This window comes from Pedobacter sp. T50_32 (assembly GCF_057652195.1).
Window position 1 is genome coordinate 701,370 of sequence record NZ_JBYFBY010000002.1, and the last position, 15,998, is coordinate 717,367.

The 15,998-nt window shown below is 41.3% G+C and carries 11 protein-coding genes; 1 reads left to right on the plus strand and 10 read right to left on the minus strand.

Annotated features, from left to right (window positions below):
- Window positions 1-48 precede the first annotated feature (48 nt).
- Entirely contained in the window at window positions 49-285 is a 237-nt protein-coding gene (locus AC23ME_RS08430; RefSeq protein WP_487727314.1) for a hypothetical protein, read from the plus strand.
- 126 nt (window positions 286-411) lie between these two features.
- Here AC23ME_RS08430 and AC23ME_RS08435 read toward each other — a convergent pair whose 3' ends face one another.
- From AC23ME_RS08435 to AC23ME_RS08480, 10 genes are all read right to left on the minus strand, one after another.
- Window positions 412-1,698, minus strand: coding sequence for a purple acid phosphatase family protein (locus AC23ME_RS08435; RefSeq protein WP_487727315.1), 1,287 nt, complete (start codon window positions 1,696-1,698; stop codon window positions 412-414).
- A gap of 2 nt (window positions 1,699-1,700) precedes the next feature.
- Window positions 1,701-4,766: a TonB-dependent receptor gene (locus tag AC23ME_RS08440; RefSeq protein WP_487727316.1), complete on the minus strand. Its 3,066-nt coding sequence runs from the start codon at window positions 4,764-4,766 to the stop codon at window positions 1,701-1,703.
- 117 nt (window positions 4,767-4,883) lie between these two features.
- A complete protein-coding gene (locus AC23ME_RS08445) occupies window positions 4,884-5,885 on the minus strand; it encodes a FecR family protein (RefSeq protein WP_487727317.1) in 1,002 nt (333 codons plus the stop codon).
- Between the two features lie 58 nt (window positions 5,886-5,943).
- Window positions 5,944-6,507: a sigma-70 family RNA polymerase sigma factor gene (locus AC23ME_RS08450; protein ID WP_487727318.1), complete on the minus strand. Its 564-nt coding sequence runs from the start codon at window positions 6,505-6,507 to the stop codon at window positions 5,944-5,946.
- A gap of 190 nt (window positions 6,508-6,697) precedes the next feature.
- Window positions 6,698-6,964 (minus strand): hypothetical protein, encoded by a 267-nt coding sequence (locus AC23ME_RS08455; RefSeq protein WP_487727319.1) that lies wholly within the window; start codon window positions 6,962-6,964, stop codon window positions 6,698-6,700.
- Between the two features lie 30 nt (window positions 6,965-6,994).
- Window positions 6,995-9,166 (minus strand): IPT/TIG domain-containing protein, encoded by a 2,172-nt coding sequence (locus AC23ME_RS08460; protein WP_487727320.1) that lies wholly within the window; start codon window positions 9,164-9,166, stop codon window positions 6,995-6,997.
- Between the two features lie 12 nt (window positions 9,167-9,178).
- The gene (locus tag AC23ME_RS08465) at window positions 9,179-12,400 is read right to left on the minus strand and encodes a TonB-dependent receptor (RefSeq protein ID WP_487727745.1); all 3,222 of its coding nucleotides are present in this window, start codon (window positions 12,398-12,400) and stop codon (window positions 9,179-9,181) included.
- A 187-nt stretch (window positions 12,401-12,587) separates the two neighbouring features.
- A complete protein-coding gene (locus tag AC23ME_RS08470) occupies window positions 12,588-13,580 on the minus strand; it encodes a fasciclin domain-containing protein (protein WP_487727321.1) in 993 nt (330 codons plus the stop codon).
- A 5-nt stretch (window positions 13,581-13,585) separates the two neighbouring features.
- The gene (locus AC23ME_RS08475; RefSeq protein WP_487727322.1) at window positions 13,586-14,908 is read right to left on the minus strand and encodes a fasciclin domain-containing protein; all 1,323 of its coding nucleotides are present in this window, start codon (window positions 14,906-14,908) and stop codon (window positions 13,586-13,588) included.
- Between the two features lie 10 nt (window positions 14,909-14,918).
- A complete protein-coding gene (locus AC23ME_RS08480; RefSeq protein ID WP_487727323.1) occupies window positions 14,919-15,986 on the minus strand; it encodes a fasciclin domain-containing protein in 1,068 nt (355 codons plus the stop codon).
- Window positions 15,987-15,998 lie beyond the last annotated feature (12 nt).

Sequence of the window (15,998 nt, forward strand, 5' to 3'; positions counted from 1 at the left end):
ACAAAACAATAATTTAACGCTATATTTACTTTAAGCTATTTTTGCAGCATGAAATTTCCCATTTTCATCTTCCATGAACTAGTTATTAGGCTACATCAGGTCAATCCAAAAATCGGTCGTTACCAGTCCCATACCGATCATAACGAAAGTTTCGTTTTATCTACGGAAAAGGGCAGCATTATTATTCCAGAGCACTTTCTGCAAATGCAATTAGAAGACCCCAACCTAATCAATGATACCGATATTTCTATTCTCGCACATAATTTTAAGGCATCTGAACAATAAATCATTGCTAAATAGATAAAAGATCACCCTGTATAATGTCGATGTACATGTGCTAAAAGCACAACTACTAATAGCAAAAAAGCCGCTCAACTTACGTCGAACGGCCCATATTAGAAACTAGGGTATTTACTTTTTACTCTTGTTCAAATCTGTAAATACAGCAGCTTTGTCTTTGCTAGCTTTTTTCAGTTTGAAACTATCGAAAACCTCTCCCGATGCTTTGTAAGCAGTATAAGTTAAGTTCTCGCCATCTACGTTAATGATTTGGAACAACTGTGTGTTTTCGGCAAAAACGTCCATCCATTTTGGATTTACATCTACCTTGTACATTTTCGGTCCAGCTACAGAAACCACATACATTGGCCCACCAACTTTACCAGAAACTCCGGTAGGTAAATTCTGACCGCGGCTGTAAGTATGGTCGTGACCTTGCATCAATAAGTCTACGTGATATTTATCGAAAAGTGGTTTAAACAATTCTCTAAACTCTTTATTGTCTCTACCTTTTGCAGTAGAATAAATTGGATGGTGATAAGTAATCATTGTCCAACGTTTCGGGTTGTTCTTTAAAACTTCCTCTAACCAAACCGCTTGTGCTTTTAGAGAAGCAGAATCCAACACAATCATTTGCGAGTTCAATGAAATTATACGAACGTTAGCATAATCAACATAATAAACAGATTCTTCCAAACCTTTTGGTCCATTTTCTGGCAACGTATATTGTGCTCTCCAGTGTGGATCTAAAGTTAAAGTTCTTTGCTCATCACGGAAATATTCGTGGTTACCCGATGAAGGAATGCTAGGGATCATTCCGTTGATGAAACCTCCACCAAAGTGCCACTCGCCCCACTCGTTGTCATTGTTAGAGCGGTTAATCAAATCTCCTGCATGAACAATAAAACGAGCATCACCGTGTGTAGCAAATGCTTTTCTAATTACCCTTGACCACTTTGAACGGATATCGTTTTGCGCATCGCCCAAATAAATGAAAGAAAAAGCTTGTTCCTTTTCTGGTGCAGTTTTAAACTGAAACCACTCGCTCCAATTGGTACCGTCTCCTACTCTGTAAGTATACATTTTGTTTGGAGTTAAACCTTCGAAATTTACACTATGGTAGTTTGCCGTTTCGTAAGCTTTACCTTTTAGCACTTCTGTTTTAGCTTTATACTCTTTAGCTTCTGGCTTATCCAATTTAGGAGAGCTTTCTTCTACCAAAATTTGAGCAAAGCTATTGTTAACCGTGCTATCAGTACGCCAAGTAACAGCTTGCGTAGTTTTCGGATCTGCCGACCAAGTCAGAATAATTCGATCTGGAAATTTGCCAGCTTTAAATTCCTGTGCTTTTACCAAAGTTGGCAGCACTAAAACTAGTGCTACCAAAAAGGTCATCTTTTTCTTAAAAGTTGTAATCATGTTTATTTATAAAATGGATTGTATTTGAAACCTAGATTTGCCCATCTAGAGTAGTATTTGTGGTCGTTAGGTCTGCCGTCGCCAAAATCAAGGATGGTTTGTGCATTGTTGATGTTACTAATTCCCATGAAAATGGTAAACTGTTTGTTTATTTTTTGAGAAGCAGAAAAGTCTAACTGTACTCTTCCTTTCTCCATCAAATCATTTGCTTGTACATCTGCTAATTCATCAATAAAAGTATCGTAGAAGTTTAATGATAAACGACCAGAGAAGCCGTATTTCTCATAAGATAATGAAGCATTACCCACTTTTGGACGCATAGATGGTAAACGAACTGTACGCTCACTAACTATACCAGGTACTTTAAATTTAGATTGAATTTGAGTGTAGTTGGCATAGATACCAAATCCGTTCCAGAAGCCTGGCAAGAAAGTTAACTGTTGTTGCCAAGCTACTTCATAACCATAAACGTGTGCATTTGCACCATTTACAGTTTGTGTCACCTGCCACTGGTCGTAAGTGCCGCCTTGCTGCAAATAAACACTTTCGTAAAGGTAGTTATCTACGTTTTTGTAGAATATACCTCCAGAAATTAGACCAAGAGATTTTAGGTAATGCTCAAATAAGAAATCGTAGTTTACAGAAGTAGCCTGATCTAAATCTGGATTTCCTTTTTTCATACGCTTTCTACGTGGCTCTACTTCTTCCCAAGGCACTAGATCGTAGTAACCTGGTCTAGATAATGATTTGGTTACCGCGGCCCTAAGATTTGTGCGAGATGAAAGTGCATACTTCAAGTTTAAGCTAGGAAAAAATCCGTTAAAGCTAGATTTTACTGCTACTTTATTGGTAGATACGTAATTTCCAGCGTTATCGAAATTCACAATGTTACCATTATATTCAAAACCAGTATTTTCATATCTCACACCTGTAATGATATCTAACTTATCTAAAGTCAATTTACCCATTACATAACCTGCCTGCATATTTTCTTTACCGTTATAAGAATCAGGATCTGTATTTTGTCTAATGTAATTATCGTTGTTTCTAAATAAATCTAGGTTGTTTTGATAATATTCCTCCATTAAATAACCATTGGCAATTGCTCCCGATAAATTATAGTGGCCGTTAAAATATTTCTCTCTAGAATAATCTGAAAGGAAGTTAGACATTGATAACGTACCTGTTTTTAACGAGTATTGATAGTAACTTCTGGTGTGATCATCTTCTTTATACTTCATTCTACCACCAAACTTAAATTTGAACTTGTTTTTATCGCTCAAATCGAAAGTACGCTCAATGTTTAATGAACCTTGAATATCTTTATCGTTAGCAATTTGATGTCTGTTTACATAGTTAGAAGTCACGTATTTACTTGCATCGTTAGGGTTACCATTGGTAAAACCGAATTGCGGCGCTCTTGGGTTAGAAATATCCATGTTTGCAGTTAAACCGCCATAATTGAAGAAACCGTCGTAATACGTTGGCTGATCATAAAGACCGCTTGCATAAGTTATATCGATATTTCCAATCCAGTTGTTTACGTTTGTTTTAGCACCCGCAGATACGCTAAACAAATCTCTGTTGTAATCTCTTGGTGTACCGCTAGAACCAATATTTACACCTGTTACGGTAGTTTCACTGGTATAATCGCCAATGCTGTAGCTTTTTGTTCCTCTAGTTTGAAGCTCGTAGAATTTGTTGTAGTTTCCTCGTACATAAATCTGGCTTTTTTCTGTCGGGAAGAAACTCAATTCACCCTGTACGCCAATATTTTCCCTGTTCAAATCAGAACCTTCCAATTCTAAATTTGAGAGCTTTAACTTCTCAACACCGTTGATTTCGTAAGTATCATAATCTTTTTGTACCCTGTCTTCACCACGGTTAGTGTTGCTATAATTTACGCCAATTAAATAAGCGATTTTATTTTTACGCTCACCGTAGTTAAAAGCACCATCAAAATTCTGTTTACCTAAAAGGAAGTTGTTACCAAACGACCCTTTAACTTGGAATTGTTTAGAACCAATTTTAGGCGTTTTAGAAATGATATTCACCGAACCAGAAGTACCATCGGCCTCCATATCTGGCGTAAGCGTTTTGTTTACCTCAATCGCCTCTACCGTTGAAGAAAGAATACCATTTAAATCGATATCACGAGAGTTTGTTTGGGTAGATGGCAACCTGTTTCCGTTTAAAGTAACCGAACCCATGCTTTGATCTAAACCTCTAATAATGATATTTCTTGGCAATCCGTAGCTGTAATCCATAGCAATACCTGGAACTCTTTGCATAGCTTCACCTACTGTTGCATCTGGGAAACGTTCAATTTGCTCTTCAGAAAGTACATATTTTACGTTATCTGCATTTTGCATATTGTTTAACGCCACACTCTCTCCTCTACGAATACCCGTAACAGTAATTCCTTTCATATCGTTACTTTCGCTAGTTAACCTCAGATCAGCATTATTCACTTTACCACTGGCTACAGTAACTGTCGTTTCAAAGGTCTTAAACCCCAAATAACTTACCTTCAATATTGCTTTACCAGCGCTAACGTTATTCAACACAAAATAACCATTCATATCGGCTATTGCTTTTTGGTTTGTTCCTTTAACTGTAACAGTTGCATAAGGAAGTATCTGATTATTGGCTCCATCTTTTACATAACCTACAATGCTTCCTGGCTTATCTTGTATCAAATTCTTAACCTCTACCCTACGTAAAACCACCAATAAACCGTTTTCTACTGCTTGTAAATCGTGTTGCTTCAATAAAGGCGTAAGTATAGCTCTGGCTGTTTTAGATTGATTACTTACCGAAACTTTAGCTGCCACAGTTTCTTTATTCGTATAAACAAAGCTCACGCCTGTTTTACGCTCTATTTCTTTAAGTAATTCTGGAAAAGAAGAATCTTTTAGGTTGATGTCGATCTTTTTATCAAGACCGTATTGTGCTTTAACTACGGCTGCGCTACTTAATGTTAAGCACAAGGTAGAAAGTACGCAGAAAATTAAGCTAATTCGCATAAAAATTCCTTTTGGGTTAAATAACCCATTGTTTTTTTTCATAAATTTGTTTGTTACTGATTATTACCTTAATAATTGTTAATAATTGCCATGGTTTGCAGACCGTTGGCAATAAGATTTTGAAGCCATTTCTGTTAGCGCAGAAGTGGCTTTGTTTTTTTACTTACATGGCTGTCCTCCTATTATTTCAATTGTTTTACCATGTTCATTAACTTTGATATGAAGTGAGGCGGTTAAAGCTGTTAGTATTGCCTTTAATGATTGATTTGGAAATTTTGCGGTAAGCTTACAACCGTCGAAATCTGCATTATTGAAGTTAAATTCTACGTCGAACTTCCTCTCTAGTGTTGCAAATACTTCTTTTGGCGTAGCCTGATCAAACGTTAACTCTCCATCGATCCATGTAGCTACATCATTGGCATAAATGTTCATTGTTTCTAGTTTTCCGTTATCACGATGATAAACCAGTCTATTTCCTGGCAATAGCATGGTAGGCTTACTTAAGCTATCTTCTCTAAGTAACACGCCTACTTTCCCGGTTTTAACAGTTACAGAACTCTGCCGGCTATCTTTATAAGAACTTACGTTGAAACTTGTACCGTAAACAATCGTTTTCAGATTACCACTTTCTACTACAAAAGGTTGCTTTTCGTTATGGGTAACCTCAAAAAAAGCTTCACCATTTAATTGAACTGCCCTTGTTTTTTGCGTATGAAAATCTCTTGGATAACTTACCTCGCTACCTGCATTAAGCCAAATGGTAGAACTATCGGGCAATGTAACTTTCATCACCTTACCGTTAAGGGCTTTATGAACAGTGTATACAGTTTCCGTCTCTGCTATTTCCGATTTTGATTTTGATAAATAGTAAACTGAAAGTGAAGTAACAACTGCTAACGAAGCGGCAATACCATACCTAATTATCCCCTTTAAAGATTTGCGTTTATTTTGCTCTACTGCCGGATGAACTAAGATCTTTTCTTCGGTTTCTATTTTTGCCGCTGGCAGCATACCAGTCCATTTCCAAAGTTGCTCGGCCTCTTCGTAAAGCTTTATATTTTCTTTGCTAGCATTTAGCCATTGATCTAAAAACAGTTTACTTTCTTTTGTTTCTACATCAGTTAGCCTTTTTATAATATTATTCCAAATTTGATCTTCCATGAACAGATTTCTTACTCTTAAAGACAAGAAACCAGCTGGAAATACGGGTCGACAAAAGTTAAGTATTCGTTAACTTTCCATCAATTAAATGTTTTGCTTGCGCATGGATAAACTGCATACTCTTAGATAGGTGATCTTCTACAGTTCTAACGGAAATATTTAATAATTCAGCAATCTCAGCATAACTCAATTCCTCGAAACGGAACATTTTAAATACGAGTTGTCTTTTTGCTGGCAGATTAGAAATTACCTGCTCTAAGAACAGTAATTTATCACTCGCATCATCGCTATGCTCAAAAGTCTTAGTACCATCAGAAAGGATTTCTAATTCTGAGAAATCTTTAAGCACGATATCATTCTTGCGTTGTGAAAGATAATTTAAACAAGCATTTTTAACCGATCGATATAAGTAAGGCTTAATATACATTGGCCTACGCTGTCCATCCCAAAGGCGTAAAAAAGTATCATTCACCACACTTTTCGCAGCCTCCATATCATTCAGATAATAATAGGCATAGTTATAAAGCATCTCGCTGAAGTTCTTAAACAGCGTATTGAAGTCTAAAGAACCTGCTTCCTGCACTTCTTCGATATAACTATCCGTTGTTTGCTGAATTTCCATGTGATGTCGGTACAAACATCAGCATATCGTGTAAACAAAAGATTAAAATGAGGTTAATCTTATCAATAGTTTCAATGAAGGAAACACAAATTATTTTTTGTTAAAATCTTACTACACAAAAAAACTCCTTCCAAAATAGAAGGAGCTTCATCATTTTTATAAATAAGAGCGCAATTGAGGTTATCGCATTCTACAAGTTTCCTTCGGCAGCAATTCTATCTCGTTTTTTCCTATTTCTTAACTCGATGGCCACCTGAGTACGCACCGAAGCTTGTACCTCATTGTAAGTTAAGGCGGTAAGTTCTGCCAGACGAAGCATTTTTTGTGCCTCATCGTAAGCTTTCTGCAAATCTTCCAGTACAGTTTGCCAATACCTGGCCTGATCGCTCCCTTTCGAAAGCTGATCAATGCCAGCTATTAGCCGTCTGTGTATTGTTCTATCTATCCCTATTGCCAATTTATTTTAAGAAAACAACTGTAAACAATCCTATTTCAAAAATATTTTTCTTACGGCCTTGTTGTTTGCATCCAGCACATAGATATTTCCATCCTTGTCAGCAACCATACTTGCCATACTTGAGATCTTAGCGGTAGAGAACGGTCCATCTTCAAACCCATTCCTTAACTTAATTAACGTAGTTACATTAGCAGTTGCAATATCGATTTCTCTAATTGCATAATTATAATGATCCCCAGCAATCATTTTTCCATTGCCGTACAAGGCCAATCCGCCAGAGATACTGTTAAATCTCGCTCTTGAACCAATCGCATCCAAATAGCTACCCTCAGAACTACCTGCCCATAAGTTGACAAAACTATCGTCAGTAGCAAGTCTAGAAATACCATTATTACTGTTTGCCGTAGCATCTACGAAATAAAGGTTACCAGTTGCATCTAGCACAGGTCTAGCCGTAGGCCATAAAGCTCTAGCCACCTTTGTGATAACTCCAGCTGGGGTAATTTTATTCATACCACCGTTATAGGAATTATTGTTCACATAGAGATTTCCACTATTATCGAAGGCCATTAAACCAGGTGCAAAACCGCTTACAAACAGCGTATTTTCTCCACTAGGCGTTATTTTACGAATCTGATTTGCTCCAATATCAGATACAAAAATATTGTTCTGTTTGTCGATAGCGATACCGTAAGGGTTATTGAAAATGATGTCAGCACCATTTGACTTCAACGTACTTACCGTTCCGTTGGCAGTTATTTTTTTAACTACCTTGTTGGCTTTATCGGTAACGTAGATATTTCCATCTGCATCAATGTCCATCCCTGTCATACCACTTCCAAATACTGTGCTAGTAGGGCCGCCAGCCAAAGTTAATACACCAGCTCTACGGAACGGAACAGGCGAAAGAGCTTCTAGGCTACCTACCACAACTTTAACCGCTCCAGTAGTTACACCAACTGGCGAGTTTACCACTATACTAGTTGTTGTAGCTGAAATTACATTTGTAGGCACACCGTTAAAATATACTGTATTATTGGCGGCTACAGCGCTAAATCCAAAACCACGAATGGTTACTCTTGTACCTGCAAAACCATTATCTGGTGTTATCGATAAAATACCCAAAGTCTGATCCTTAAACTGTGGACCTGTTACCTGTTGATCGTTAACAGATAAACGGATAGCGCCGCTTCCTGTACCTCCAGGGATAATCAGCTTTAATTGCGTTGATGTTGCAGCAGTTACGGGCACAGCAACATCATTAAGGAACACCTTATTTTCATCCAATATTGCGCTAAAATCTGTTCCTGAAATTACCATCTCCGTACCTTTTGGTCCACTTAATGGAGTTACAGATTGAATAACTGGAGGTGGTACAACTGTAAATTGTGGACCAACAATCTTCATTCCGCCTACATTTACTGACACGGCGCCTGAGCTTACACCATCTGGCAATAACACCACCAATTTAGTTGAACTAGCTTCTACTATGGTTGCCAATACTCCATTAAAATCTACCTCATTACCCGCCAATAGTTCCGAGAAACCAAAACCATTGATCGTCACTCTTGTATTCTTTCCCCCAGTTAAAGGTTTTACCAAAGTAATGGCCTGATAGATGAAATCTTGCCCTCTTGCCTCCTTACCATTTACTTTCACCGTTACAGGACCCACACCAGCATCTAAAGGTACTTCCACTACAATTTCGGTATCATTTATATTTACCACTAATGCTGGCTTACCATTGATAAAAACTTCTGCAGGACCACTCGTACTACTGAAACCTTGTCCAGTAATTGTAACCTGAGAACCTGGCGGGCCATTTGCCGGGGAAATTGTTGTAACACTCAAATCCTGGTAGGTGTAAGTACCTAATTCATAATTCTGATCGTTGTGTTTCAAAGCAAGCATTCCACTACTACCAGATTCTGGCATTTGTAATACCAGTTTATTTTTAGTTGCACTGATTACTTCTACCGATTTTCCAGATATGCTAGCTGAATAACTAGGCACTTCTGTACCAAACCCCTCCCCCTCAACACTTACCAAAGTACCTGCATTTCCACTATTAGGGTAAAAGCTGTTGACCTTGAACGGTACGGGAGGAATTTCATTCTTGTCCTTCTTGCAGCCCAGTGCCGCAATCAGGACCAGCATCGCCATGATGCCGATTGTCCATGTGTAATACTTAATGTTCTTCATTTTTTTGATCTGTTAAAAAGTATATCTTAACCCAAACTGCATCTGTACCCTAGAGGCGAAATAATCGATACTGTAGGGCCTTCCCGGATTGCTGAACGTGAACACCGGCCAGTTCCCCGCATTCTGTTGCGGAGGGAAGAGCGTCGGCGTCAGTCCCACACTGCTCGTAGAATTGAAGGTGTTCGGCGAAAAGTACTGGATGCCCCAATCCTTGTTGATCAGATTGGTCAGGTTGGTCACGTCCATCGTCAGGCTCAGTGAACGTGCCTTCGCTTTATCTACGAAAAGCTCATGTGCGATATGGAGGTCCGCCTGGATGTTCCATGGCGTACGCCCCTGGTTACGTTCCGTAAATTGGCCACGCCTAGAGCTCAGGTATTCATTACCATCGATAAACTGGTTGAACGCGGCAGCCTGTTGTGCAGCCGTCTGCCCGTTAACATCCTTGAAATACCTTACCGCCTCATTTCTCTGGGGGATATAGGCCAATGATACCTGTTGCGGCAGACCCTGGATACTGTTGTTCACGATACCGTAACTGAACGGACTGCCAGACTGTGCACTGAAGAACAGGTTTACGTTGGTCCTGCCGGCCCTCTTCCACTCTTTCTGGTAGCCGATGGTGGCCACGATACGGTTGCGGATATCGAAGTTACTGTAGGCCAAACTTGGGTTATTAGGTACCAAAGATTGGTTCAGCTGCCAGTTGCTCTCCATCGAGTTACGTACACCATTGCTCAGGTCCCTCGACTGTCCGTAGGTATAGGAAACACTGGTGTTCAGTTTCTGGAAGAAGTTCTTGGCCACCGTACCGGTAATGCTGTAGCGGTAACCCTCGCTGGTGTTGCTCAACAGGTAGATATTGGAGAAACGGTTGTCTACCGAACCGCTATAGATTGGTTGCTGTTTTTGTGTATCGTAACCGTTGTAGGTTGGATTATCCACCGTGTTCAACTGTTGGAAAAGGATGTCCCTGATGTTCTTGGTGTACATCCCCTCCAGGGTAAACTTCCACTCACCTGCGGTCTCGTAATCGATGCCCAGGCTTCCCCTCAGTACCTTTGGCATGGTAAAACCATTGTCCACAAGGTCTACCTGCGTACGGCCACTGTTGGGATTGTTGATCACCGCACCGTTCTGCTCGATAAAACTACCAATCCCATTTGGACTGGGCCTGATGGCATCGCTTCCCGGAACAAAGGGCTTCTGGTCGGCACGCTGGTCGAAGGCACCATAGCTATCGCCCGTATTGTAGTAGGCATAGGCCAGCCAGGCAAAAGGGATACGGCCCGTGAATATGCCCACACCTCCCCTGAAGATCAGTTTCTGGTCGCCAAGGGCATCATACCTGAAACCTACACGGGGCGACAGCTGTACCCTGTTCAGGAATTTGTTCTCGATACGGTCAAGTGGGGTATAATGGTAGGTAGACCCGAAATAGCTATCTGCCTGTATCTCCCTTACCTTTTCGCTCAAAGTCGGCATGGTCGGCAGGTGTACCATATCCGCCCTCAGGCCCGGTGTTACCTTTAGCCTGTCACTGATCCTGATCTCGTCCTGTAGGTAAAGGCTGTACATGTTCACATCGAATTGTGCAGCGGGGTTGTTAAGGATGTAATCCCTTGTATTGTTGGTGTAGTTGTAGCTGCCCCTTACCCTGTATGGATTGTTGGCCACAAAATCTTCAATGCTCTGGTAGTCCACACGGCCGTTCCATCCGTTCACAAAGCCATAATCGATGCTATAGAGCTCGTTGTGCGTACCCAACAGAAACTTATGGCGACCTTTGATGTAGTTCAGGTTGGCCGTAAACTCCCAGGTCTTCTGTTTCATGTTGAAGATGCTCGCTTCCCTGTCCGTACCCAGATAGATGGTACTTCCGGGTGTACGTCCCATGATCTGTACCTGCGGCAGGCTTGGATCGCCCAATGGGTTACGGCTATCATTTACCTGGGTGTAGCCCACTACGATATTTCCCGAAAGCTCGTTGTTGAAACGGCTCTTCAGCTCTGCCACCGTGCTGGTCTGGTTGTTCTTTTGTTCAAAGGCCATGCTGCTGAAACGGAAATCCTGTTGGTCGCGGTCCATGTGCGTGGCCTTACTGAAAATGGTATTGTTACGTACCGCCAGCTGGTGTTTGTCGCTGATGTTCCAGTCAATTCTGTTAAAGAATTTCTGCGATTTGCTCCAATTGGTGTACACACCCGCGGTCCCTACGTTGAAAATGTTGCCGTACCTGTTCTGTGCCGTGCCGGCGATAGTGCCAGCATCGGCCACGCTCATGATATGGCCAGTTTCTGCCGTGCCCACCAACAGCTGCGTAGGGTCCTTGCGGTGCGTGATCTCTTCGTTGGTAAAGAAGAACAGTTTGTTCCTGATGATCGGAAATCCCAGACGGAAACCTGCCTGATAGTCCTGGAAATCGCTGTCCATACTGCCCAATGTTCCTACCCTGTCGTTACCGGTAAGGCTTGCGTTGCGGCCGTAGCCATACACCGAGCCGCTTACCTTGTTGGTACCGCTACGGGTTACGGCATTTACCGAACCGCCCGTAAAGTTTCCGATCTTCACATCGAAGGGTGCAAGGTACACCTGCATGTCCTCGATGGCATCCAGTGAGAGTGGGTTGGTCCTGGTACTGCTCCCGGCCATGCCCGAAGTTCCCGTCTGCCCGCCCAGTGACGGGCTGAAACCAATGGCGTCGTTGTTGATGGCCCCATCGATGGTCACATTGTTGTAGCGGAAGTTGGTACCACCAAAACTGTTGTCGCGGCTGCCCTGTGGCGTAAGCCTGGTTACATCGGTAATGCTCCTATTGATGGTCGGCATGTTCTTTACCTGCTCGGCACTGATGTTCTTGCCCGCTCCATCGGTACCTGCACGTTGCCCCCTTGAAGCTCTTCCCGAAACGGTAACCGTGCCAAGTTGCTGTGCATTGTCCTTCAGTACGATGTTGAACTGCTGTGCGCCGCCCAACCTTACGCTGATGTTCTCCAGCACCTCGCTCTTCATCCCCGTTAGGGAAACGGTAACCGTGTAGGGTGAACCGATGCGCAGGTTGGTGAGTACGAAACGGCCATCGGCATCTGCCGCCGCACCGTACCTGGTGCCCGATGGCGTGTGTACCGCCACCACCGAAGCTCCCGGCAATGGCTGGTTCCCCGAATCCTTTACCTGCCCCGTAATTGAGCCGCTGGTCTCCTGGGCTGATGCATTAAAGCTTATCGCCCACATTAAACTGCAACAAACTATCAGAAAACGTAAGTTATGCTGCTTACAAAACGATTGTAATGAAGCAACGATATCACGCTTTGTATTTCTTATTTTCTTCATTTTATTTTTTGCTGAGGCAAAGGGCAATCCCTACGGATACTTTTTAATACCGTAAAGCGCTACCATAAGCCGTTTTATGTTTGTCCTACTACTGTGTCAATCGTAAACCACTTTCAATGATGTGTAATACACCGTTGCCACTTAAGATATCCTGCTTTTTCGTGTCTAGTTTAACATCGACAGTATTTCCGACACCACGAAGCGTAATCCCACTAAAGCTCCCAGGCCTGCCCGCATCTGGAGTTAACTTAACATTAATCGAATTTCCTCCTAGCGTTTTCTGCTGGCTAACATTAGTACTGCCCGTACTTAAAATGTAATCGTACACAAAACGACGGTTACTTATTATATGGTAGCTTACCATGGTTTTTAATACCGTTGGGTCAGTAGCAGCAATCTGCTCTACCGTTAAATATCCCAGGGCTTGCATAGCAGCATTATTTGGCGCAAAAACAGTGTACGGCCCATCTTCCTTAAGCGTTTCCATTAATCCTGCAGTTTTAACAGCTTGAGTAAATAGTGATAAGCTGGCTTCAGCTGCTAGTGCATCTGCCAACACCTCATGTAGAAGCGGGGTAAGTACGCGATCGAGTACCTGAACAATCCCATTAGAAGCAGGAATGTTATTAGCGATTACCCTTGCGCCGTTAAGTGTAAGAATGGTATCTACACCTTTAACCCAACGGGTGGCATAAAGCTTTCCTCCCCTAGAGCTCAGTTCCTGATTAAACTGGTAGGGCAATTTGTTAAGTTCATATTTACCGTCTAAGGTATGGTAGTTTGCGATACGTGATATTACCGCTAAATCTGCTGCCAACACCCCTAACGTGCCATTGTAACCTGCATTAACAAAGGCTACATCAGACGGTGCCAATGTAGTATACGGTCCATTTCCTTTCTGTAATTCCTTGTCTAGCTGACTACGTTTTAGCACGGTATTAAATGCCGAAAGATTGAAGTTATCTGCCACTACCAGATTAACCTTATTATTATCGAAATCAGTAGGTTGCTGTTCGTCCTTACTACAAGATGTACCTAGCAAAACGAGCAACAAAATCTGATATAAAAAAGTACGCTTCATTATAATTATTTGATTTTAAATCCCTTTGGAATAAATAATTGATCTACCACGTGAAGCGGTCCATTAAGGGTATTGATATCTGTTTCTACCAAGCTAACTGGTGGCTGCTCCGCTCCTCTTATTTGCATTTGTAAAACATTCCCGTTTTTCGAGAAATCAAAAGGCATGATATGGGCATATTCTGGCGATGGTCCACCACCTATACTGACTGCGTAATTGTTCAGTGCAGGCTTCAGTACATTGGAGTGAAATATGGTTATATTATTGCCCGCAGCATTGTAACCAGGCTCTATGGGTGCATGAACTCTTCCCCAGTCTTTGTGATAGCTAAAAATCGTGTCAGTAGGAAACCCACCAACAACCATAAAACTGTTCTCATCAAACCTCACTCCGCCTTTATCAATATTGTATTGCATAACATCCTGTACTGTTTGAAATCCCGCTTTATGAAATGCTTCATTTGTAGGTGCAAACATGGTGGATATGGTGATATTTAGATTTGGGTAACCTTGGTAAGGAGCAATGGTTATGTCTTTTTCATAATACTTGCGCATATAGGCGAAATCACTTTTAACTTCCTCTGGACTAGGACTGTATCCAAATAAGGTTTCGATGTCTGAAGCAACTTTTTTGATGTACATTTCATCTGTTAACCGCATTACTTCCAGAAACATCGTAAATCGCTTATCGTCTTGTAAAACCTGCATCATGGTTTTGCTGGCCTTTTCAATAGGCTTTTCTATCACATACAACCCACCATTAATGGTAGCTTGATAATTAAGTACGCCTAATTTTTTCCCGTTTGCCAAAAGCTGCCCGTCCTCTATACCTAAATAATGGCTATAGTAGTAACGGTCGAAATTACCTGCATCACCTTCGTATTTTTTCATATAAAGTTCTGGATGGACGAGCATACTCCTTGCAATTAAATTGTCCTGTCTCAGCTCTATGTCTTGCGTGGTAACATTTCCCATTACGGTATAGAACATCACCAACTCATTAAGCTGTTGGGTAGTCATTTGATTAATTGCACTCTCGTTTAGCCCAGCAGCAATCATGGCTGCATCGTTAGGAGCTAATACGGTGATAACAAACTTTGGCCCTTTGTCCTTTAATATTGTTTTAATATTGCTTTTCTCCCATGCCGAATGGAATAATTTGGCCGATGATGCCAGCAATTCCTCTACGGTTTTATTTCCAGCAGGTTTAAACGGAATTTGTTCTCCTTCTGGATCGGGTAGATATTCAGTTTGCTTACAGGCTGGCAACAAAAACAAACCACATAAAAATGTTATTGCGGCTATGGATGTTAATTTTTTCCAATTCATAATTGATATGTTATTTCTTTAAGGCTTGCTCTGGACGAACCAGCCCCTTTACAAGGTGATGAACTAAACCATTGCTGCATAAATTGTCGTTTTTCCCACGTAGGTCGCTACTTACGGTAGCCACTAACGAATCATATATGGTTTTACCCGTTTTGAGTCTTAACGTGTAAGCCAGTTTAACACTCGGAAAAATTTTGGCTGCTACGAATTCCATATAATGTGTATCATTTTTCAGGAAGTAAAAGAAACGGTTCTCTGAGTTGATAATACCAAAAACTGGAGAATCGGAGATAAAGAAATGCCTATCGTATAAGAAATAAGCCCCAAAAAGTAAGTTTCCGTTATATAGATTTGCATCCATAGTATTCAAAACCTCCAGTGTAATCCCCACGTCTTCTAACGCTTTGTTATCGGGCGCAAAAATGGTAAATGGCCCAGGCTGCGAAAGCTGCTCCCAAAGGTTGAACTTCTTAAGCCCCGCAACAAATACGCTATAATTAGCATTGTTTGCCAGCCATTGCTGCGTTGTAAGCTCAAACTGAGGTTTCATTACTTGGTCAATTACATGCAATACCCCATTAGACACTGTAACGTCTTTACGGGCAGCTTCAGCTCCACTGAAATACAGTTGATTACGTCTAGTTCCACCGGTAGGCCCATGAGAACCAATAGAAGCATACAATTGCGTACCTTCTAATGTGGGGTAACGAAGATCTACGCCATTTGTAGGAATATCACTAAGCCTAAGCTGTATTGGAAGAATATGGTAGGATATTACCTTTTTTAAGCTATCGCGATTTAACTTATCGAAATCCGAAGGTCGGTATATACCCAACTCATTAAATGCCGCATCAGTTGGCACCAGGAAAGTAAATGGTCCTGCACCATTCAACTCTTGCATATAGTCAAGCTTTTGAAGCGCCGCAGCGAATAAACTCATTTCGTAATTATTCTTTATAAAATCTGCTCCAGGTCTAAGGTTCTCATTAGGCGTAGCTACAGTGAGATCCTCATGTTTACAGGAAGTCCAGAGCAGAATAGGCATTAACAGCGCCCACAAATATATTTTTCTGTTCATCTTTTCTTATTT